Raw genomic sequence first — 20,248 nt, 5'->3', positions numbered from 1 at the left:
ACATCCATGGCCGGTCACGAATCCCCCGAACCCGCGGACCGCAAGCGCAAACCCCTCGCCGACCACGCGTCGAGCGACCTGCGCGCGGCGGAACAGACACGTCATCCCTGCGACCCGGCCTTCCGGCACGGGGTCGTGGTGGGGTTCGACGGCTCCATGTCCAGTGAGCGCGCCCTGGCGTACGCGATCGGGATGGCCCGCCGGTCCGGATCCGGCCTGATCATCGTGCACGTGGCCAACCGGCTGCCCACCACCGTGTGGGCCGGCTGCGAGCCGCCCGTCTTCGTGGACGTACCGGACCACCGCACCGAGGTGCTGGGGCTGGAGCTCGCCTGCGCGGACTATCTGGCCGAGGTGCCGTGGATCCTGGTCGAGCGGGGCGGGGACATCTGCCACGAGCTGGAGGAGGTCGGCCGGGAGTATTCGGCGGACGCCATCGTGGTCGGCTCCACGCACGGGATCGTGGGCCGGATCTTCGGGTCCGTGGCGGGCCGGCTGGCCAAGCGTGCGCAGCGACCGGTTGTTGTCATTCCGTAACCCACTGTACTTCGGTTGTGCGGTTGTGAACCCTCATGTAAAGGGTAGATAAATGCTGCTGGGACGCAGCAAACAACTGCAGATCGAAGGGAGCCCGCCGTGGACAATGGTGTCTCTGCGGGAAGCACGGCCTCGACTTCGACCCTCGGGAACATAGCCCTGGGTCTCACCCTTCTCGCATTCGGTATCGGCCACACCGCCGTCGTCAGCGGAGTGTCCGTCGCCAACTCCGTGTCACTCGCGACCTACGTCGGCGGTCTCGCCCTGTTCGTCCTCGGAATCCTCGAGTTCCGCGGCGGCAACGGCTTCAACGGCACGGCGTACGCGGGCCTCGGCGCCTTCTGGTTCACCTGGGCCTCGGGGGCGGACGGAAAGGTTTCGGCACACGCAGCCGGACTGTTCCTGGTCCTCTTCGCCCTGCTCGCGCTGACCCTCACGGTCAGTGCCTCGAGCGGACTGTTCGGTCAGGGCGCGTACGCCCTGCTCACCCTCTCCCTGCTGCTCCTCGCGGTCGGCTCCTTCGCCGACAGCGGCGGGCTCGCCAAGGCCGCCGGCTGGGTGGCCGCGGTCTCCGGGCTGCTGTTCTGGTACGGCGCCACCGCGGCGCTGGCCCACTGGCCCACCGCACTGGGCAAGGCCTCCGGCAGCGGCGCGGTCGCCGCGGGCTGAGGGACGTACGGGAACGGCCCCCGGGGAATCCCCCGGGGGCCGTTCTGCGTGCTCGGTGCGACTACTCGACCGTGACCGACTTCGCCAGGTTGCGCGGCTTGTCGATGTCCCGGCCCAGGGCCAGGGCCGTGTGGTACGCCAGCAGCTGGAGCGGGATGCCCATCAGGATCGGGTCCAGCTCGTCCTCGTTCTTGGGCACGAGGATGGTGTGGTCGGCCTTCTCCTGCTCGCGGTGGGCGACTGCAAGGATCCGGCCGCTGCGGGCCTTGATCTCCTCCAGCGCCGCGCGGTTCTTCTCCAGCAGGTCGTCGTCCGGGACGATCGCGACCGTCGGCATCGCCGGTTCGATGAGCGCGAGCGGACCGTGCTTGAGCTCGGAGGCCGGGTAGGCCTCGGCGTGGATGTAGGAGATCTCCTTCAGCTTGAGGGAGGCCTCCAGGGCCACCGGGTAGCCGCGGACCCGGCCGATGAACATCATCGACTTGGCCTCGGCGTACTCGGCCGCGAGCTTCTTGATGTCCTCTTCGCCCTCGAGGATCTCCTGGATCTGGGCGGGCAGCTTGCGCAGGCCCTCGATGATCCGCTTGCCGTCGGTGACCGACAGGTCCCGGATCCGGCCCAGGTGCACGGCGAGCAGCGCGAAGGCCACGACCGTGTTGGTGAAGCACTTGGTGGAGACGACGCAGACCTCGGGACCGGCGTGCACGTACACGCCGCCGTCGGCCTCGCGGGCGATCGCGGAGCCCACCACGTTGACGACGCCGAGGACGCGGGCGCCCTTGCGCTTGAGCTCCTGCACGGCGGCCAGTACGTCGTACGTCTCACCGGACTGGGAGACGGCGATGTAGAGCGTGTCGGGGTCCACGACCGGGTTGCGGTAGCGGAACTCGGAGGCCGGCTCGGCGTCCGCGGGGATACGGGCCATGCTCTCGATGAGGCCGGCGCCGATCAGGCCCGCGTGGTACGACGTGCCGCAGCCCAGGATCTTGACCCGGCGGATGCCGCGCGCCTCGCGCGGGTCCAGGTTCAGGCCGCCCAGGTGCACGGTGTTGAAGCGGTCGTCGATCCGGCCGCGCAGCACGCGGTCGACCGCGTCGGGCTGCTCGGAGATCTCCTTGTGCATGTACGTGTCGTGGCCGCCCATGTCGTACGAGGCGGCCTCCCACTCCACGGTCTCCGGCGTGGCCGTGGTGGTGGCACCGCTGGTGGTGTAGGTGCGGAAGTCGTCGGCCTTGAGGGTGGCCATCTCGCCGTCGTCGAGGGTGACGACCTGGCGGGTGTGGGCGACGAGCGCGGCGACGTCCGAGGCGACGAACATCTCCTTCTCGCCGATGCCGAGGACGACCGGCGAGCCGTTGCGGGCCACGACGATGCGGTCGGCGAAGTCGGCGTGCATGACGGCGATGCCGTAGGTGCCCTCGATGGCCTTGACGGCCTCGCGGACCTTCTCCTCGAGGGTGTCGGCCTGGGAGCGGGCGACCAGGTGGACGATCACCTCGGTGTCGGTTTCCGAGACGAAGACGACGCCCTCGGACACCAGCTTGGCGCGGAGCTCGTCGGCGTTGTCGACGATGCCGTTGTGGACGACCGCGACCTTGCTCTCGGCGTCCAGGTGCGGGTGGGAGTTGATGTCGCTCGGCGCGCCGTGGGTGGCCCAGCGGGTGTGGGCGATACCGGTGGTGCCGGTGAAGCGCTTGGGTACCCGGGACTCCAGCTCGCGGACGCGACCCTTGGCCTTGACCACCTTGAGCGCGGGGGACTTCGGGCTGTTGACGACGATGCCCGCGGAGTCGTATCCGCGGTACTCCAGTCGCTGCAGGCCTTCCAGCAGCAGCGGTGCCACGTCACGCTTGCCGATGTAACCCACGATTCCGCACATAAAGTCTTGCCCCTCCTGAAGTTCGGTTGCTCTTGCCGCTGTTGTCGCCGCGCCCTGCCGTCGGCAGGCCCTGTCGCTCAGCCGTAGACGATGCGGCGCAGCTGCCGGAGCGAGAGCTCCGGCGGCGCCACGGCGCGGTGCGGCAGCTCGGCCGCGATCCGTTCGAAGATCTCCGCGTTGACCGCGCCGCCGGACTGGAGCTCCCGGTGGCGGCGGCGCACGAATTCCTCGGTCGTCTCGTCGAAGTACGCGAGGACGTCGAGCACCACCCGGGCGGCCTCGCCGCGCTGCAGCGCGGTGCTGCGCACCAGGTGGTCGACAAGATCGTCATGAGACGGGCGGCGGTCGAGCACTCGTAGATACTGACGGGCCACGGCCGGGAACGCAAAGATCCTGCCCGGAATCGGGCAGGATCCATCTGGTCCAGACCAGCGGAATGCGTAAATCCGCTCACCAAGCGGTTAGAAACGACGCAAAATGGCCTGCTTGGCTGCGGCGAACTCCTCGGCCGTGAGGATGCCCCCCTGATGCAGATCGCCGAGCTCACGCAGCCGGCGCAGCAGGGCGTCGTGGTCCTCGGGGGCCGTCGGCTCGGGGGCCGAGGCCGCGAGCTCCGGCACCGGCACCGCGGACCGCACCGTGGCGGCCTCGGCCGGCGCCGAGGCACCGCGGGGATGGGGCATCCGCACCGCCACGGCCGCCGCGACCAGCGCCATCAGCGGGTCCTTCTTGAAACCGAACAGCTCCACCGTGTACGGGTCGTACTTGGGCGCCGGAGCCGCCGGGGCGCCCGCCAGCGTGAACCGGATCCATCCGTTGTCCAGGCCCTTCGAGGGGGACCACTCCACCGTCCGCAGGTCCGCGACCCGGAACTCGCGCGGTCCGCCGGAGCTCTTGGCCTCCTCCGTCGTCCAGTTCCAGTCCAGCGCCACCCGGTCCCCGTCGAAGGCCACCGTGCCGTCCCCCGCGGCCACCGTGATCGGCACGGCCGGCCCCGGCAGCAGGTACACGTCCGCCGGGCCGGGGTCCACCTGGTCCAGCAGCAGCGCATTGCGGACCTCGTCCACGAAATACTCCGCCACTCCCGTCCGGTCCGCCTCCACGGTCAGCCGGTACGGGTCGGAGGCCTCCGGCAGCCGCCCGCCCGTCACCTGGAGCAGCGGGTCGGCGCCGTCACGCAGCTTCAGCCTCAACCGGCCCGTCTTGCGGCCCGGTTCGTAGCTGACCCCGGCGAGCGCGGGCAGCGGTACGAGCACTTCGCCCAGCGTCTGGCGCAGCAGCCCCACCCCCTTGTCGCGACCGGGCACGATACGCACCGCGTCCCCGTCGAAGGTCCATGTGCCGTCCTTCTGGATGATTTCCGCCATCCATCGATTCTCGCACCGGCCACAGCACGCCAGTTGGCCTATACCTGCCCTATGAGAGTCCTGCGACGCACGCTCGGCACCCTCCTCGTCCTCGGCGCGGCCGTCTCCTGCGCCACGTCCCCCGGCGGCGACGCCAGACCCGGGGACGAGCGCCCCGCCGTCCTCGCCCCCTACGAACAGCTCCTGCCGGCGCCCGCATCCGCACGTGCCGAAGGCCCCGGGTACGCCGTCGGGGCGGGCACGGTCATCCGTGCCGGCGCGAGCGGCGGCGAGGAGGTCCGCCGGGTCGGCGAGCTCCTCGCGCAGCAGCTCCGGGGCCCCAGCGGGCTCCCGCTGCCGGTGGTCGACGGCGCCGACGGCGACGGGATCCGGCTGCGCCTGGACGGGGCGGCCGAGGGCGTAGGCGCCGAGGGGTACCGGCTGGAATCCGGCCCGGGCGGGGTCACGCTGACCGCCCGGACCCCGGCGGGGCTCTTCCACGCGGGCCAGACGCTGTCGCAGCTGCTGCCGGTGGCCGGTCCGGGCACGGTGCCCGGCGGCGAGATCACCGATGCGCCCCGGTTCGCGTACCGGGGGGCCATGCTGGACATCGCCCGCCACCACTTCGCGGCCGAGCAGGTCAAGCGGTACGTCGACCAGCTCGCCCAGTACAAGGTCAACACGCTGCACCTGCACCTGACCGACGACCAGGGCTGGCGGATCGCGATCGACTCCTGGCCCCGGCTGGCGGAGTACGGGGGCGGCAGCGGGGTCGGCGGCGGGCCGGGCGGGTACTGGACGAAGGACCAGTACCGCGACCTCGTGGCGTACGCGGCGGAGCGGTACGTGGACGTGGTCCCGGAGATCGACATGCCGGGGCACGTGAACGCGGCCCTGGCCTCGTACGCGGAGCTGAACTGCGACGGGAAGGCGCGCGAGCGCTACACCGGGATCAAGGTCGGCTTCAGCTCGCTGTGCGTCGGCAAGGAGCGGACGTACGAGTTCATCGACGAGGTGCTCGGCGAGCTGGCCGAGCTGACCCCGGGCCGCTACCTGCACATCGGCGGCGACGAGGCGCTCTCGACTCCGGCGGCGGACTACGCGGCGTTCATGGACCGGGCCCAGCAGGTGGTGGGGCGCCACGGCAAGACGGTGGTGGCCTGGCACCAGCTGGCGACGGCCCGCCCGGCGGCGGGGGCGGTGCTCCAGTACTGGGGCCACGACAGGACCCCGGCCGCCGAGAAGGCGGCGGTGGCCACGGCGGCGAAGGCGGGCCACCCGCTGATCCTGTCGCCGGCGGACCGGCTGTACCTGGACATGAAGTACGACCTGACGACGAAGCCGGGACTGGCCTGGGCGGGCTTCGTCCCGGTGCGCAGGGCCTACGACTGGAACCCGGGGACGTACCTGGCCGCGGCCGGAGTCCCGGAGTCCGCGGTCCTCGGAGTCGAAGCGCCGCTGTGGACCGAGACGATCGCGACCCGGTCCGACCTGGAGTTCATGGCGTTCCCGCGGGTGCTGGGCCTCGCGGAACTGGGCTGGAGCCCGGGCCCGCGAAACTGGACCGAGTACCGGCAGCGCGTGGCGGCCCAGGGCCCGAGGCTGGACGCCCAGGACATCACGTACTACCGGGCCCCGGACGTCCCCTGGCCGTAGCCGGGAAAAGGGACTGCCCGAGGCGTGTCCGCGAAGAGGGCCGGTCAGGGCTTCGCGGACACTTCCTCGGGCCGCAGCGGCGGGCGCGCTGCCGAGGGACCGTATTCGGCAGTGCACCCGCCCCCTTGATCACCGCCGCGATGCGTAAGGCGCGACGGGGTTCTTGAGGGTGCCGATCAGCTGGAGGGCGGCCGCCGGGTCGGCGAGGTCCACCATCTGCTTGTTGTTGCGCAGCTGGAGCCGGTTCAGGCAGGACAGCTGGAACTCCTCGGCGAACAGGTCGTACCGCTCGAAGCGCTCCGCCAGCTGCGGCATCGACTCCTGGTAGTCGTGGCCGCAGTCCGCGATCGCCCGCCAGAAGGTCTCCTCCTCGCAGATGCCCTCCGAGACCAGGATCGAGCCCAGGAAGCGGAAGAAGCAGTCGAACACGTCCGTGAAGATCGACAGGAGCTTCATGTCCTCCGGGATGTCGGCCCTGACGCGCTCGACGGCCGGCGGGAGCACCGCGTCGGGGTCCATGACCACGATCTCCTCGGCGATGTCCTTGAAGATCGCCCGCTTCACCACGCCGTTCTCGATGACGAGGATGGTGTTCTCGCCGTGCGGCATGTACGCCAGGTCGTACTGGTAGAAGCAGTGCAGGAGCGGGAGGAGGTAGGCCTTCAGGTACGGCTTCAGCCACTCAGACGGGGTGAGGCCCGACTCCTCGATCAGCGCGCCGACGAAGGACTTGCCCTCAGAGTCGACGTGCAGCAGCGAGGCCATCGTGGCCAGGCGCTCGCCCTCCCGGAGGTGGTTGACCGGGGACTCCCGCCACAGGGCGGCCAGCATCTTGCGGTACGGCGAGTAGCGGTCGGTGGCGCGCTCGTACTGGCGGTGGTGGTAGCCGATGGCCGCGCGCTCGCGGATGATCGAGAAGTCCACCGACTGCAGGACCTCGTCGCCCTCGATCAGCTGGTGCAGCCAGTCGTTGATCGCCGGGGTGGCCTCCATGTAGGCCGCCGACAGGCCGCGCATGAAGCCCATGTTGAGGACCGAGATGGCGGTCTTCACGTAGTGCTTCGCCGGCGTCGTGGTGTTGAAGAACGTACGGATCGACTGCTGGGCCAGGAATGCGTCCTCGCCCTCTCCGAGCAGCACCAGACGGCGGCTCGCGATCTCGGCCGCGAAGGTGACCGTGGTCTTGTTCCACCACTGCCACGGGTGGATCGGCAGGAAGTGGTAGTCCGCCGGGTCCAGGCCCATGGCGGACAGCTTGGCCTCGAACCCCGCGATGGCGGCCTCGCCCAGCTCGTCGCGCATGAACGAGTCGTGGTCCAGGCCGGCGCCGGCCGTGAAGGTGGAGACGTCCTTGCGGGCCGCCACCCACACCAGGTGGACGGGGCTCGCCGTCTCCGGGGCGTACGAGAGGTACTCGTGCACGCCGAAGCCGAGCCGGCCGTTGTTGGCGACGAAGCAGGGGTGGCCCTCGGTCATGCCGGTCTCGATGTCCTGGAAGGAGGACTTCGCCAGGACGGCGGCCGGGACCTGCGGCTTCGTGTACTTGAAGCCCGAGCCCGCCAGGGTGGAGGAGATCTCCTCCAGGTACACCGGCAGGACCTCGGCGCTGAGACCGAGGGCGTCCTTCAGCTCGATGTGGAAGTCGATCGCGTCCAGAGGCAGCTCGGCGCCGTCCCGGTGGCGGGTGACGGAGGCCTCGTCGACCGCCCAGTGGTCCAGGGCGTGGAGGGCCGCGCCGAAGCGGTACTCCACGGTGCCGTCGTCGCTCAGGACCGAGTACGTCGAGTCGCCGAGCGGCTTCGGGGTCAGCAGGCGCTCGTGCGAGAACTCCGCCAGGGCCTTGCGGACCAGTGCGCGGTTCGCGCGGGCCCACGGTTCGGGGGAGAGGTGCGAGATCGCGTCGGCGAGGCTCATATGGAGGCTCCCGTCAGGCCGGTGGCCGCCTCGAACTGCGCGCGGGTGCAGAAGCTCAGCAGGGCTTCCTTCTCCGGCTTGGTGACCTGCCGCTCCGGTACGAAGCCGACGGCCTCGTTCAGGGCGTGCACGGCGGTGTTGGCGACGTCCGGCTCGACCACGACGCGCTCGGTCGCCGGGTCCGCGAAGACGGCCGCCATCACGGTGGTGATGACCGCACGGGTGAAGCCGTGCAGCGGCCGGTCGCCCGGGGCGACGAGGAAGTGCATGCCGACGTCGCCGTGCTGGGCGTCGTACAGGCCGACCAGCTCCAGCTCGCTCGGGTCGTACGTCTCCATCAGGAAGGCCGGGCGGCCCTCGTGCAGGCCGATGAAGGCCTCGTGGTGCTCGTGGGCGGCGATCCGCATGTACTCGCGCTCGACGTCCGGCAGCGAGGCGTCCTGCATCATCCAGAACGAGGCCTTCGGGTGGGTGACCCAGCCGTGCAGCAGCTCCGCATCGGCGAAGGGGTCCAGGGGCCTCACGGAGAAGGCCCCGAGGTCCGTGTCGACGCGGCTGTACAGGATTTCGGTGGTGCTCATGCGTGCGGGCCTTCCGGGGCGGCGAACTGCTGGAACGCGATGGACTTCTCGACCTTGTAGTACTCGCGGCCGAGGAGCTCTCCGATGATGTACGCGTTGCGGTACGCGGCCATGCCCAGGTCGGGCGAGGTGATGGAGTGGTTGTGGACCGTGCCGTTCTGCAGGAAGACCCCGCGGCCGGTCACGTCGATGCTGTAGTTGCGGGCCGCGTCGGGGCGGCCGTGGCCGTCGAAGGACAGGCGCTCGCGCACGGGGTTCAGGAACTCCGGGAGCGTGTACTTGTAGCCCGTCGCGAGGATCAGGCCCTCGGTGGCGAGAGAGAAGTCGCGCTCCTGCTCCTCCTGGCGCAGCCCCAGGGTGTACGCGCCCGTGGTGGTGTCGTACGCCGCCGAGTTCAGCGAGGTGTTGGTCAGCAGGGTGGTCGGGACCGCGCCCGGCGAGGTGACCTTCTTCTGGTAGAGCATGTCGAAGATGGCGTTGATGAGCTCGCCGTCGATGCCCTTGAAGAGGTTCTTCTGCTGGTGCTCGAGCCGGTAGCGGGTCTCCTCGGGCAGCGCGTGGAAGTAGTCCACGTACTCCGGGGAGGTCATCTCCAGCGTCAGCTTCGTGTACTCCAGCGGGAAGAACCGCGGGGAGCGGGTCACCCAGTTGAGCTGGTAGCCGTACACGTCGATCTCGGCGAGCAGGTCGTAGTAGATCTCCGCCGCGCTCTGGCCGGAGCCGACCAGCGTGATCGACTTCTTCTGCTGGAGCTCCGCCTTGTTCTGCATGTACGCGGAGTTGTGCGTGAAGTCGCCGCCGAGCCCGGCGCAGGCCTGCGGGACGAACGGCGGGGTGCCGGTGCCCAGGACCAGGCGGCGGGCCAGGTGGGTCTCGCCGCGGTCGGTGTGGACCTCGTACAGGCCGGCCTGCTCGTCGTACGTGACCTCCGTGACGGAGGTGGAGTACTGCACGTTGTCGAGGCGGTCGGCGGCCCAGCGGCAGTAGTCGTTGTACTCGGTCCGCAGCGGGTAGAAGTTCTCCCGGATGTAGAAGGAGTACAGCCGGTCCTTGTCCTTCAGGTAGTTCAGGAAGGAGAAGGGCGAGGTCGGGTCGGCCAGCGTGACCAGGTCCGACATGAACGGCGTCTGCAGGTGCGCACCGTCCAGGAACATCCCGGCGTGCCACTCGAAGTGCGGCTTCGTCTCGATGAAGAGGCCGTCGAGCTCGTCGATCGGAGCGGTCAGGCAGGCGAGCCCCAGGTTGAAGGGACCGAGGCCGATACCGATGAAGTCGAACGGCCGGCGGGGCTCACGAGGCGTGGACAAGGGACTCTCCCAGGTACTGCTCGGCGTGGGACGCGAGGAGGTCGAGGACGGCCGCGATGTCGGCCGTCGTGGTCTGCGGGTTGAGGAGGGTGAACTTCAGGTACTGGTCGCCGTCCACCTTGGTGCCGGCGACGACTGCCTCGCCGGAGGCGAACAGCGCCTTGCGGGCGTGCAGGTTGGCCTCGTCGACGAGGTCCTTGCGGACGTCGCCGGAGGGCACGTAGCGGAAGACCAGGGTGGAGATCTGGGGCTTGACGACGACCTCGAAGCGCGGGTCGGCATCGATGATGCGCCAGCCGGCGGCGGCCAGGTCGATGACCTCGTCGAAGAGCGAGCCGAGGCCGTCGGCGCCCATGGTGCGCAGGGTCATCCAGAGCTTGAGCGCGTCGAAGCGGCGCGTGGTCTGGATGGACTTGTCGACCTGGTTCGGGATCCTCCCCCGCAGCCCTCCGGGCGCGGGAGGTGCCCCCACCTCCGCGCTGGGGAGGGGGTTGAGGTAGTCCGCGTGGTACGTGGCGTGCTTGAGGGTGTCGCGGTCGCGGACCAGCATCGCGCTGGAACTGACCGGCTGGAAGAACGACTTGTGGTAGTCGACCGTGACCGAGTCGGCCAGTTCGATGCCGTCGAGCAGGTGCCGCCGGGTGGGGGAGATCAGCAGTCCGCAGCCGTACGCGGCGTCCACGTGCATCCACGCGGAGTGCTCGGCGGCCAGGCGGGCGATCTCGGGGAGCGGGTCGATGGACCCGAAGTCGGTGGTGCCGGCGGTGGCGACGACGGCCATCGGGAACAGGCCCTCGGTGGCGCAGTTCTCCAGCTCGAGGGCGAGCACGGAGGTGTCCATGCGGCGGTTGCGGTCGACGGGGACGGCGATGACGGCCTCGTAGCCGAGCCCGAGCATGGCGGCCGACTTCTTGACGCTGAAGTGGCCGGCCTCGGAGGTGAAGATGCGCAGCTTGGGCAGGACCTCGGACTTCAGGAGCGCCCGCTCGCTGCTCTGCATGACCTTGCGGCAGGCCTCGTCGCGGGCCAGCAGCAGCGCGTGGAAGTTGGACTGGCTGCCGCCGGAGGTGAAGATGCCGTCCGCGTCCGGGCCGAGGCCGATGCGCTGCGCGGTCCAGTCGATCAGGCGGCGCTCGATGAGCGTGCCGCCTATGGACTGGTCCCAGGTGTCCAGGGAGGAGTTGACGGCCGAGAGGACGGCCTCGCCGAGGACGGCGGGGATGACGACCGGGCAGTTGAGGTGGCCCAGGTAGCGCGGGTGGTGGAAGTACACCGCGTCGCGCAGGTAGACCTCTTCCAGCTCGTCGAGGACGGCGGCCGGGTCTTCGAGGGGCCGGTCCAGGTCTATCCCGTTGATGACCGGGGCGAGTTCGTCGACGGATATGCCGGTGTGCGGCCGCTCGGTGGTCGCGAGTTTGGCAGCGACGCGCTCGACGCCTTCGGTGACGGCACGCCGGTACAGGTCCGCGGTCGTCTCATTCAGCAGATGCGAGCGCATCAACGTTCCTCCGGGCAGGGAAAGCGGCGGGTGGGGAAGGTGATTCTTAGGTTAGCCTAACCTAATCTTTCGGCCAAATAGCGATGGGCCCCGGCCGGAAGCCGGGGCCCATCGCTGAAGAGGGGTGGGGAGAGCGGGAGTTGCTACAGCTCGGACGTGGGTTCCTCGCCGGCCGCCTGGCCCGCGTACGCCTCGGCGAGGAGTTCCTCCTCGCTCGCACCGAGACGCCAGTAACCGGTGAAGCGCACCGCATGCCGGTCGATGGAACGTTCCTGCACGACATGCCGGCGGACCGCCCGAACCGTGCCGGCCTCGCCCGCGAGCCAGGCGTACGGAGCTTCGGCGACCGGCAGTTCGGCCGCCCGGAGCGCCTCCAGCACGCGCTCGGTGCGCTCCTTGCCCGCGCCGCTCTCCCGCACGATCCAGGTGATGTCCGCGTCGGCGCGCGTCGGCAGGACGAGCCGGTCGCCGGCGTGCGGGACCTCGAACCACGCGGCGACCCGGGTCCCGGCGGGGAGCCGGTCCAGGATCGCGGCGGCCGCGGGGAGCGCCGTCTCGTCCGCGTACATGAGCAGCGCGTCGGTGCCGGCCGGCGGCTGGAACCGTACGGACTTGTTCGCCGCGACGGCCGGGCCGATCGCCATGATCCGGCGGCCGGTCACCGCCCGCCCGGCCCAGTACGAGGCCGGAGCTGTGACATCAGCCGCTGCCGCGGAGGGGTCCCCGTGGAGCACGAAGTCGATGTCGACCTCGTCGGCGCCCTCGGGCGTACGGCGCTGCTCGCGCACGGTGTACGAGCGCATCACCGGCCGCTCCTCGTCCGGCATTCCGCGCCAGGCCGCGAACCAGGTGTCCTCGTCCGTGGACGGGAGCGCGGTGTGCTCCTGGTGGGCTGGCGGCAGGAAGAGCGACAGGCTCTGGTCGTAGCCGCCCGAGCGGAAGCCTGAGAGGGACTCCCCGCCGAACGTGACCCGCAGGAACGAGTGCCCGAGCCGGCGCGTGCGGAGCACTTCGAGTTCGAAGAACCGGAAGTGGGCGGCGGCCGGGGTGGTGTCGGATGCGGTGGCGTCGGACACCTGGACGTCGGGTGCGGTGGCGGTCATGCGGAGAGTCCCCCCTCGTCAGTGGAAACGGCGCCTGGTCGGGGCGCCGAGGGTCAGCCGACCTTCTTGGCGTTCTGGATGGACTTCGCGAGGTCCTCGAGGATCTGGGCGCACTTGTCGTACGAGTAGATCGGCTCGGTCACGCGCGGGGCGACCTGGCCGGCCTTGACGGCGGGCAGCTCGGCCCAGGTCGGCTTGGCCTTCAGCTCCTCCGGCTGCAGGGTGCCGGTGCGGTTGTCGAGCAGGACCAGGTCGGCCTTGTACTTGCCGGCGTTCTCCCAGCTGAGGCTCTCGAAGAAGCCGCCCGCGTCCAGCTTGCCCTGCTCCGGGGTGACGAACTCGACGCCGAGGGTCTCGAAGTACTTCAGGTCGGCCGAGGTCTTCGGGGTGGAGACGTAGAACAGGTCGGCGGAGCCGGAGCCGACGAGCACCTTGATGCCCGGGTTGGCCTTGGTGGCCTCGCGGACCTTGGTGGCGGCCGACTCGAAGCGGGCCTTGGCGTCGGCGGTCTGCTTGGTGTTCAGGTCGGCGCCCAGGGACTTGGCGAGGTCGGCCGTCCGCTCCAGCGCCTTGTCGAGGGAGGCGTCGCCGCCCACGCCGATCGCGGCGGCCGGGGCCAGCTTCAGGATCTTGTCCTTGGAGGCCTCCGGGACGAACCAGTAGCTGCCGTCCCAGGTGTTGGTGACCAGCAGCTCGGGCTGGAGGGCCGCGTACTTCTCGACGTTGAACTCGTCGTAGACGTTGCCGAGGATCTCGACCTTGGAGATGTCCATCGAGCCGGCCATCGTGTCGGCCTTGCCGTCGGCGGTCTTGGTCGGGCCGAAGACGCCCTTGACCTGGACGCCGTAGTCGTAGAGCGCGGCGGCGGTGCCGGTGTAGGCCACGATGTTCTTCGGCTTGGCCTTGAGGCTGATGTCCTTGCCGAGGTCGTCCTTGAAGGTCCAGGAGCCCGAGGTCGCAGCGCCCTTGTCCTTGTCGCCCGCCTCGCTCTTCGCCGAGTCGGAGCCGCCGCATCCGGTGAGGGCCGCGACGAGGCCGAGGGCGCCGCCGGCGGCGATGAGACCGCGACGGGAGAGGTAGGAGGTGCGGGACTTGGGCATGTCGATGTCCGCTTTCGTGCGTGCCGGGCGGCCACTGGGCCGTTCGGAGGGAAGGTTAGCCTAACCTTGGCCGAAAACGGTAAGGGGGCCCTAAGTTTCCTCAAGGCCCCCTCGTGCGTACTGCGATCCGTGGTGCCTAGCCGGCGAAGCCCAGCTCACGGGCGATGAGCATGCGCTGCACCTCGCTGGTGCCCTCGCCGATCTCCAGGATCTTGGAATCCCGCCACATGCGCGCCACCGGGTACTCGTTCATGAACCCGTAGCCGCCGTGGATCTGGGTGGCCTCACGCGCGTTGTCGACGGCGACCGTCGAGGAGTACAGCTTCGCGATCGCCGCCTCCTTCTTGAACGGCTCCCCGGCCACGAGGCGGGAGGCCGCGTCACGCCAGCCGATCCGCGCCATGTGGGCGCGCATCTCCATGTCCGCCAGCTTGAACTGGATGGCCTGGTTGTCGCCGATGGGCCGGCCGAACGCCTTGCGCTCCTTCGCGTACTTCACCGACTCGTCCACGCAGCCCTGCGCGAGGCCCGTGGCGAGCGCCGAGATCGCGATGCGGCCCTCGTCGAGGATCCGCAGGAACTGGGCGTAGCCGCGGCCCTCCTGGCCGACCAGGTTGGCCAGCGGCACCCGTACGTTGTCGAACGCCAGCTCCCGCGTGTCCGAGGAGTTCCAGCCGACCTTGGAGTACGGCGCGGCCACCGTGAAGCCCGGGGTGCCGGACGGGACGATGATCGAGGAGATCTCCGGGCGGCCGTCGGCCTTGCGGCCCGTCACGGCGGTGACGGTGACCAGGCCGGTGATGTCCGTACCGGAGTTGGTGATGAAGCACTTCGAGCCGTTGATCACCCACTCGTCGCCGTCCTTGACGGCCGTCGTCCGGGTGCCGCCGGCGTCGGAGCCGCCGTCCGGCTCCGTCAGGCCGAAGGCGCCGAGCACCTCGCCGGCGCACATCTTCGGCAGCCACTGCTGCTTCTGCTCCTCGGTACCGAAGAGGTAGAGGGGCATGGCGCCCAGCGAGACGCCCGCCTCCAGGGTGATGGCGACCGAGGAGTCGACGCGGGCCAGCTCCTCCAGGGCGATGCCGAGGGCGAGGTAGTCGCCGCCCATGCCGCCGTACTCCTCCGGGAAGGGCAGGCCGAACAGGCCCATGCGGCCCATCTCGCGGACGATCTCGTACGGGAACTCGTGCCGCTCGTACAGGTCGCCGATCTTGGGGGCGACGACGTCGTGCGCGAACGCCTCGACGGTACGGCGGAGTTCCTCGTGCTCGGGGGTGAGCCGGTGGTCGAGGGCCATGTCTTCGTTACTCCTTGTGGGAGAGGGCGCGGACGGTACGGGAGGGGCTGGGGCGTCCCAGCTGTTCGGCCATCCACACGCTCGTGGCGGTGAGGGCGGCCAGGTCGACGCCTGTCTCGATGCCGAGGCCGTCGAGCATCCACACCAGGTCCTCGGTGGCGAGGTTGCCGGTGGCGCTCTTCGCGTACGGGCAGCCGCCGAGGCCGCCTGCGGAGGCGTCGACGGTGGTCACTCCGTGCTGGAGCGCGGCGAGGGTGTTGGACAGGGCCTGGCCGTAGGTGTCGTGGAAGTGCACGCCGATCCGGTCGGTCGGCACGCCCTCCTCGTTGAGCTCGCTGAGCAGGGTCTGGACGTGGCCCGGGGTGGCGACGCCGATGGTGTCGCCGAGGCTGAGCTCGTCGCAGCCGAGGTCGAGCAGGGCCTTGGCCACGCGGACCACCTGGTGGACCGGGACGGGGCCCTCCCAGGGGTCGCCGAAGCACATGGAGAGATAGCCGCGGACATGCGCCTTGCCCTCCTTGGCGCGGGCCACGACGGGCTCGAACATGGCGAGGGACTCGGCGACGGTCCGGTTGAGGTTGCGCGAGGCGAAGGTCTCGGTCGCCGAGCCGAAGACCGCGATGCGGCCCGCGCCGAGGGCCAGGGCGCGGTCGAGCCCGCGCTCGTTGGGGACCAGGACGGGGAGGTGGACCCCGGCCAGGTCCTGGAGCTGCGGGAACAGCTCCTCGGCGTCCGCCAGCTGGGGCACCCACTTGGGGTGCACGAAGCTGGTCGCCTCGACGGTGGTCAGCCCGGCCGCGGCCAGCCGGTGGATGAACTCGGCCTTCACATGGGTGGGTACGGCCGTCTTCTCGTTCTGCAGTCCGTCGCGGGCGCCGACCTCGTGGATGCGGACGCGGGCCGGCAGCTCGGGGGCCGGGACGGTCATGGGCAGCCCGTTCACTTGGCCTCCCCTTCTTCCTTTTCCGCTTCCTCGTCCGGGGTGACGACGGCCAGGACCTGGTCCATGGCGACGGTCGTGCCGGGGGAGACGTCCAGCTCGGTGACCGTGCCGGAGTGGGGGGCGGAGATGACGTGCTCCATCTTCATCGCCTCGACGACGAGCAGGCTCTGCCCGGCGACGACGTGGTCGCCGACGGCGACCTTGACGACGGTGACGGTGCCGGGCATGGGGGCGGCGAGAGTGTCGGCGCCGGCGCCGGCCGTGCCCTTCGCCGCGACGGGGTCGTGGGTCTGGACGTGCCAGGAGTCGCCGTCGCGGCCGAGCCAGGTCCCTTCGGGGGAGCGGGCGTGGCTGAAGGTGTGGGTGACCCCGTCCAGCTCGACGGTGACGCGGTCGGCGGTCCGGGCCACGATCCGCCCGCGGGCCGGTGCGCCGGGGCTCTGCCCCGGACCCCGCGTTTCAATTGCCGGCGGGGCTGCATCGTCCCCGTCGTCGGTGAGCAGGAGCTCTGTCCGGGTGCCCGAGGGGCGGGTGCGGATGGTGATCGGGTCCTGGCCCGGGAGGCGGAAGTGGTGGACCGTCCAGGCGGGGGTACCGCCGAGGCGCCAGCCGTCGGCCGCCCCGAACGGGTCGACCCACCCATCCGCGGCCGCTGCCGCACCGTCCTGGGCCAGCAGCGCAGCCGTGGCGTACACCTCCGGCGGGACGCCCTCCGGCAGCATGCCTGCCAGGTCCCGCTCCACCAGCCCGGTGTCCAGGTCCCCGGACACCACATCCGGGTGCGCCAACAGCCTCCGCAGGAAACCGGTGTTGGTCTGGACGCCCAGGATCACGGTGTCGGCAAGGGCACTCCGCAGCACCCTGAGGGCAGCGGCCCGGTCCGGACCGTACGCGATCACCTTCGACAGCATCGGGTCGTACGTCGACCCGGTGTCCACCCCAGCCGTCAGGCCGGAGTCCGTACGGACAGAGCCACCCGACGGCTCGGACAGCGCGAGGACCGTACCGCCGGACGGCAGGAACCCCCGTGCCGGGTCCTCCGCGCAGACGCGGGCCTCGATCGCGTGCCCGGTCAGCCGGACCCCGGACTGGTCGAAGCCCAGCTCGGCGCCGGAGGCGACCCGCAGCTGCTGTTCCACCAGGTCCAGCCCGGTGATCAGCTCCGTCACCGGGTGCTCCACCTGGAGCCGGGTGTTCATCTCCATGAAGTAGTACGAGGACGGGTCCCCGCCCGGGACGATGAACTCCACCGTGCCCGCGCCGACGTACCCGCACGAGCGCGCCGCCTCCACCGCCGCCGCGCCCATCGAGGCCCGCAGTTCCGGGGTGAGCAGGACCGACGGGGCCTCCTCGATCACCTTCTGGTGGCGTCGCTGCAGCGAGCACTCGCGCTCGCCCAGGTGCACCACGTTCCCGTGCGCGTCCGCCAGCACCTGGATCTCGATGTGCCGCGGCCGGTCCACCCACCGCTCCACGAGCAGCGTGTCGTCGCCGAACGAGGAGCGGGCCTCGCGGCGGGCCGCCGCGATCTCCTCGCCCAGCAGGCCGGCGTCGCGGACCAGCCGCATGCCCTTGCCGCCGCCGCCCGCCGAGGGCTTCAGCAGCACCGGCATGCCGATCTCCTCGGCGGCCGCGATCAGTTCGGCGTCCGACAGGCCGCTGCCCGAGGAGCCGGGCACGACCGGGACCCCGGCCGCCTTCACGGTCTCCTTGGCGCGGATCTTGTCGCCCATCAGGGAGATCGCCGAGGCCGGCGGCCCGATGAAGGCCAGGCCCGCCTCCGCGCAGGCGGCCGCGAAGGCCGCGTTCTCCGCGAGGAAGCCGTAGCCCGGGTGGACGGCCTCGGCCCCCGTGCGGCGGGCCGCGTCGAGCAGCCGCTCCACCGACAGGTAGCTCTCGGCGGCCGCCGCCGGGCCGATCCGGACGGCCGTGTCGGCCTCCCGTACGTGCCGTGCGTCCGCGTCCGCGTCGCTGAAGACGGCCACGGACCGCACCCCGAGCTCCCGCAGCGTGCGGATGACCCGGACCGCGATCTCGCCCCGGTTCGCGACCAGAACAGTGCTGAACATCGAAGAAGTCCTCACGTCACACGTCACATTCGGAAGATGCCGAAGCCCGCGTCGCCCAGCGGGGCGTTCGCGCACGCGGTCAGGGCCAGTCCCAGCACCTGCCGGGTCTCCATCGGGTCGATGACCCCGTCGTCCCACAGCCGCGCGGTGGCGTAGTAGGCGTTGCCCTGTTCCTCGTACTGCGCGCGGACCGGGGCCTTGAAGGACTCCTCGTCCTCGAGCGGCCACTCCTGGCCGGCGCCCTCGATCTGGTCCCGCTTGACCGTGGCCAGTACGGACGCGGCCTGCTCGCCGCCCATCACCGAGATCTTGGCGTTGGGCCACATCCACATGAAGCGGGGCGAGTAGGCCCGCCCGCACATCGAGTAGTTGCCCGCGCCGTACGAGCCGCCGACGACCACGGTCAGCTTCGGGACCCGGGTGCAGGCCACGGCCGTGACCATCTTGGCGCCGTGCTTGGCGATGCCGCCGGCCTCGTAGTCCCGGCCGACCATGAAGCCCGAGATGTTCTGGAGGAAGAGGAGCGGGATCCCGCGCTGGTCGCACAGCTCGATGAAGTGCGCGCCCTTCTGGGCGGATTCGGAGAACAGGATGCCGTTGTTGGCGACGATCCCGACCGGGTGGCCGTGGATCCGGGCGAAACCGGTGACGAGCGTCTGCCCGAACTCCGACTTGAACTCCTGGAAGCGGGACCCGTCCACGATGCGGGCGATGATCTCGCGGGCGTCGTACGGGGTGCGCGAGTCGACCGGGACCGCGCCGTACAGCCCGTACGGGTCCACCTTCGGCTCTTCCGGCGCCTCGACCGACCAGGGCAGGGCCTGGCGCTCCGGCAGGGTCGCCACGATGTTCCGTACGATCCGCAGCGCGTGCGCATCGTCCTCCGCGAGGTGGTCGGTGACGCCCGAGACCCGGGAGTGGACCTCGCCGCCGCCGAGCTCCTCGGCCGTGACCACCTCGCCGGTGGCGGCCTTCACCAGCGGCGGGCCGCCGAGGAAGATCGTGCCCTGGCCGCGGACGATGACGGCCTCGTCGCTCATCGCCGGGACGTACGCGCCGCCCGCCGTGCAGGAGCCGAGGACGGCGGCGATCTGCGGGATGCCGGCGCCGGACATGCGCGCCTGGTTGTAGAAGATGCGGCCGAAGTGCTCCCGGTCGGGGAAGACCTCGTCCTGCATGGGGAGGAAGGCGCCGCCCGAGTCGACCAGGTAGAGGCAGGGGAGACGATTCTCCAGGGCCACTTCCTGCGCACGGAGGTGCTTCTTCACGGTCATCGGGTAGTACGTGCCGCCCTTGACGGTGGCGTCGTTCGCGACGATCACGCACTCGCGGCCGCTGACCCGGCCGATGCCTGCGATGACCCCGGCGGCCGGAGCCGCGCCCCCGTACATGCCCTCGGCGGCCAGCGGGGCCAGCTCCAGGAAGGGGGACCCGGGGTCCAGGAGGGCGTCCACGCGGTCGCGGGGGAGCAGCTTCCCGCGGGCGGTGTGGCGGGCGCGGGCCTTCTCACCGCCGCCGAGCCGGGCCGCTTCGAGCCGGGCCCGCAGCCCCTCGGTGAGCTCGCGGTGGGCGGCCTCGTTGGTCCGCCAGGCCTCGGACGCCGGGTCCGCGGCGCTCGTCAGCACTGGTGCCTGCTGCATCGGTCGAGCTCCCTTGCTCGGTGCACGCTGTTAATGAGCGTTAACGCATGTACCGCCTAGGTTAACGAGCGCTAACGGCCCTGTCTAGAATGGATTCCCATGAGCACCAGAGCCGCCGCCCCGACCCGTCGCGAGCAGATCCTCAGTGAGGCCGCCCGCCTCTTCGCCGAGCGCGGGTTCCACGGCGTCGGCGTGGACGAGATAGGGGCCGCCGTGGGCATCAGCGGCCCCGGCCTGTACCGCCATTTCGCGGGCAAGGACGCCATGCTCGCCGAGCTGCTGGTCGGGATCAGCGAGCGGCTGCTGACCGGAGGCCGCCACCGGGTGGCCGAGGCCGCGGGAGACCCGGCCGGCGTACTGGCCTCCCTCATCGACGGCCACATCGACTTCGCCCTCGACGACCGGGCGCTGATCACCCTGCACGACCGGGAGCTGGACCGGCTGCGGGAGACCGACCGCAAGCTCGTACGGCAGCTCCAGCGCAAGTACGTGGAGCTGTGGGTGGAGGTCGTACGGGAACTGCACCCGGAGGTCGGCGAGGCGGAGGTGCGGGTGTCCGTCCATGCCGTCTTCGGCCTGCTCAACTCCACCCCGCACCTGGCGGCGCTCGGCCGGGAGGCGACGGAATCGCTGCTGCGGCGACTGGCGCACGGGGCGTTCGGGGCGCTGTCGGGGTGACACGACGCGTCCGCTGGTCGGAATGGAACCG

General features: G+C 70.6%; 17 protein-coding genes. 4 read left to right on the top strand and 13 right to left on the bottom strand.

Annotated elements, in window-relative coordinates; translation table 11 throughout:
* The first annotated feature begins 6 nt into the window (after positions 1 to 6).
* Together AB0M76_RS09030 and AB0M76_RS09025 are read left to right on the top strand one after the other, a co-directional pair.
* Positions 7 to 537, top strand: coding sequence for a universal stress protein (locus AB0M76_RS09030; RefSeq protein WP_266666820.1), 531 nt, complete (start codon positions 7 to 9; stop codon positions 535 to 537).
* Positions 538 to 636: 99 nt separating this feature from the next.
* Positions 637 to 1,206, top strand: coding sequence for a GPR1/FUN34/YaaH family transporter (locus tag AB0M76_RS09025; protein WP_266666822.1), 570 nt, complete (start codon positions 637 to 639; stop codon positions 1,204 to 1,206).
* Between the two features lie 61 nt (positions 1,207 to 1,267).
* Here AB0M76_RS09025 and glmS read toward each other — a convergent pair whose 3' ends face one another.
* From glmS to AB0M76_RS09010, 3 genes are all read right to left on the bottom strand, one after another.
* Positions 1,268 to 3,085, bottom strand: a complete 1,818-nt coding sequence (glmS, locus tag AB0M76_RS09020; protein WP_266666824.1) for a glutamine--fructose-6-phosphate transaminase (isomerizing) — start codon at positions 3,083 to 3,085, stop codon at positions 1,268 to 1,270.
* Positions 3,086 to 3,162: 77 nt separating this feature from the next.
* On the bottom strand, positions 3,163 to 3,438 hold the full coding sequence (locus AB0M76_RS09015; protein WP_030008735.1) for a hypothetical protein: 276 nt from the start codon (positions 3,436 to 3,438) through the stop codon (positions 3,163 to 3,165).
* A 108-nt stretch (positions 3,439 to 3,546) separates the two neighbouring features.
* On the bottom strand, positions 3,547 to 4,452 hold the full coding sequence (locus AB0M76_RS09010; RefSeq protein ID WP_365952251.1) for a DUF4429 domain-containing protein: 906 nt from the start codon (positions 4,450 to 4,452) through the stop codon (positions 3,547 to 3,549).
* Between the two features lie 51 nt (positions 4,453 to 4,503).
* Between AB0M76_RS09010 and AB0M76_RS09005 the strand changes: the two genes are divergently transcribed.
* Positions 4,504 to 6,087 carry a beta-N-acetylhexosaminidase gene (locus AB0M76_RS09005; RefSeq protein ID WP_365952250.1) on the top strand — a complete coding sequence of 528 codons (1,584 nt, stop codon included), beginning with the start codon at positions 4,504 to 4,506 and terminating at the stop codon, positions 6,085 to 6,087.
* A 129-nt stretch (positions 6,088 to 6,216) separates the two neighbouring features.
* Here the strand turns inward: AB0M76_RS09005 and AB0M76_RS09000 are convergent, their stop codons facing one another.
* The 10 genes from AB0M76_RS09000 to AB0M76_RS08955 form a co-directional block, all read right to left on the bottom strand.
* The gene (locus AB0M76_RS09000) at positions 6,217 to 8,001 is read right to left on the bottom strand and encodes an IucA/IucC family siderophore biosynthesis protein (protein ID WP_365952249.1); all 1,785 of its coding nucleotides are present in this window, start codon (positions 7,999 to 8,001) and stop codon (positions 6,217 to 6,219) included.
* Positions 7,998 to 8,582, bottom strand: coding sequence for a GNAT family N-acetyltransferase (locus tag AB0M76_RS08995; RefSeq protein WP_365952248.1), 585 nt, complete (start codon positions 8,580 to 8,582; stop codon positions 7,998 to 8,000). Before AB0M76_RS08995 ends, AB0M76_RS09000 begins: the two co-directional genes overlap by 4 nt.
* Positions 8,579 to 9,889, bottom strand: a complete 1,311-nt coding sequence (locus AB0M76_RS08990; RefSeq protein WP_365952247.1) for a SidA/IucD/PvdA family monooxygenase — start codon at positions 9,887 to 9,889, stop codon at positions 8,579 to 8,581. Before AB0M76_RS08990 ends, AB0M76_RS08995 begins: the two co-directional genes overlap by 4 nt.
* A complete protein-coding gene (locus tag AB0M76_RS08985; protein ID WP_365952246.1) occupies positions 9,873 to 11,387 on the bottom strand; it encodes an aspartate aminotransferase family protein in 1,515 nt (504 codons plus the stop codon). The genes AB0M76_RS08990 and AB0M76_RS08985 overlap by 17 nt, the downstream gene beginning before the upstream one ends.
* 143 nt (positions 11,388 to 11,530) lie before the next feature.
* A complete protein-coding gene (locus AB0M76_RS08980; RefSeq protein ID WP_365952245.1) occupies positions 11,531 to 12,490 on the bottom strand; it encodes a siderophore-interacting protein in 960 nt (319 codons plus the stop codon).
* A gap of 53 nt (positions 12,491 to 12,543) precedes the next feature.
* Entirely contained in the window at positions 12,544 to 13,590 is a 1,047-nt protein-coding gene (locus AB0M76_RS08975; RefSeq protein WP_365952244.1) for an ABC transporter substrate-binding protein, read from the bottom strand.
* 136 nt (positions 13,591 to 13,726) lie between these two features.
* Complete coding sequence (locus tag AB0M76_RS08970) at positions 13,727 to 14,887, bottom strand: acyl-CoA dehydrogenase family protein (protein ID WP_365952243.1); 1,161 nt, start codon at positions 14,885 to 14,887, stop codon at positions 13,727 to 13,729.
* 7 nt (positions 14,888 to 14,894) lie between these two features.
* Positions 14,895 to 15,815, bottom strand: a complete 921-nt coding sequence (locus AB0M76_RS08965; protein WP_266999420.1) for a hydroxymethylglutaryl-CoA lyase — start codon at positions 15,813 to 15,815, stop codon at positions 14,895 to 14,897.
* A gap of 11 nt (positions 15,816 to 15,826) precedes the next feature.
* The gene (locus AB0M76_RS08960; protein WP_365952242.1) at positions 15,827 to 17,899 is read right to left on the bottom strand and encodes a biotin carboxylase N-terminal domain-containing protein; all 2,073 of its coding nucleotides are present in this window, start codon (positions 17,897 to 17,899) and stop codon (positions 15,827 to 15,829) included.
* Between the two features lie 23 nt (positions 17,900 to 17,922).
* A complete protein-coding gene (locus AB0M76_RS08955) occupies positions 17,923 to 19,539 on the bottom strand; it encodes a carboxyl transferase domain-containing protein (RefSeq protein ID WP_365952241.1) in 1,617 nt (538 codons plus the stop codon).
* A gap of 99 nt (positions 19,540 to 19,638) precedes the next feature.
* Between AB0M76_RS08955 and AB0M76_RS08950 the strand changes: the two genes are divergently transcribed.
* Positions 19,639 to 20,217, top strand: coding sequence for a TetR/AcrR family transcriptional regulator (locus AB0M76_RS08950; RefSeq protein WP_365952240.1), 579 nt, complete (start codon positions 19,639 to 19,641; stop codon positions 20,215 to 20,217).
* The last annotated feature ends 31 nt before the right edge of the window (positions 20,218 to 20,248 follow it).

The organism is Streptomyces sp. NPDC051364 (assembly GCF_040682115.1).
Classification (GTDB): domain Bacteria; phylum Actinomycetota; class Actinomycetes; order Streptomycetales; family Streptomycetaceae; genus Streptomyces.
The sequence above is the reverse complement of the archived record's forward strand: the minus strand, read 5'-3'. Positions and strand labels throughout refer to the sequence as shown.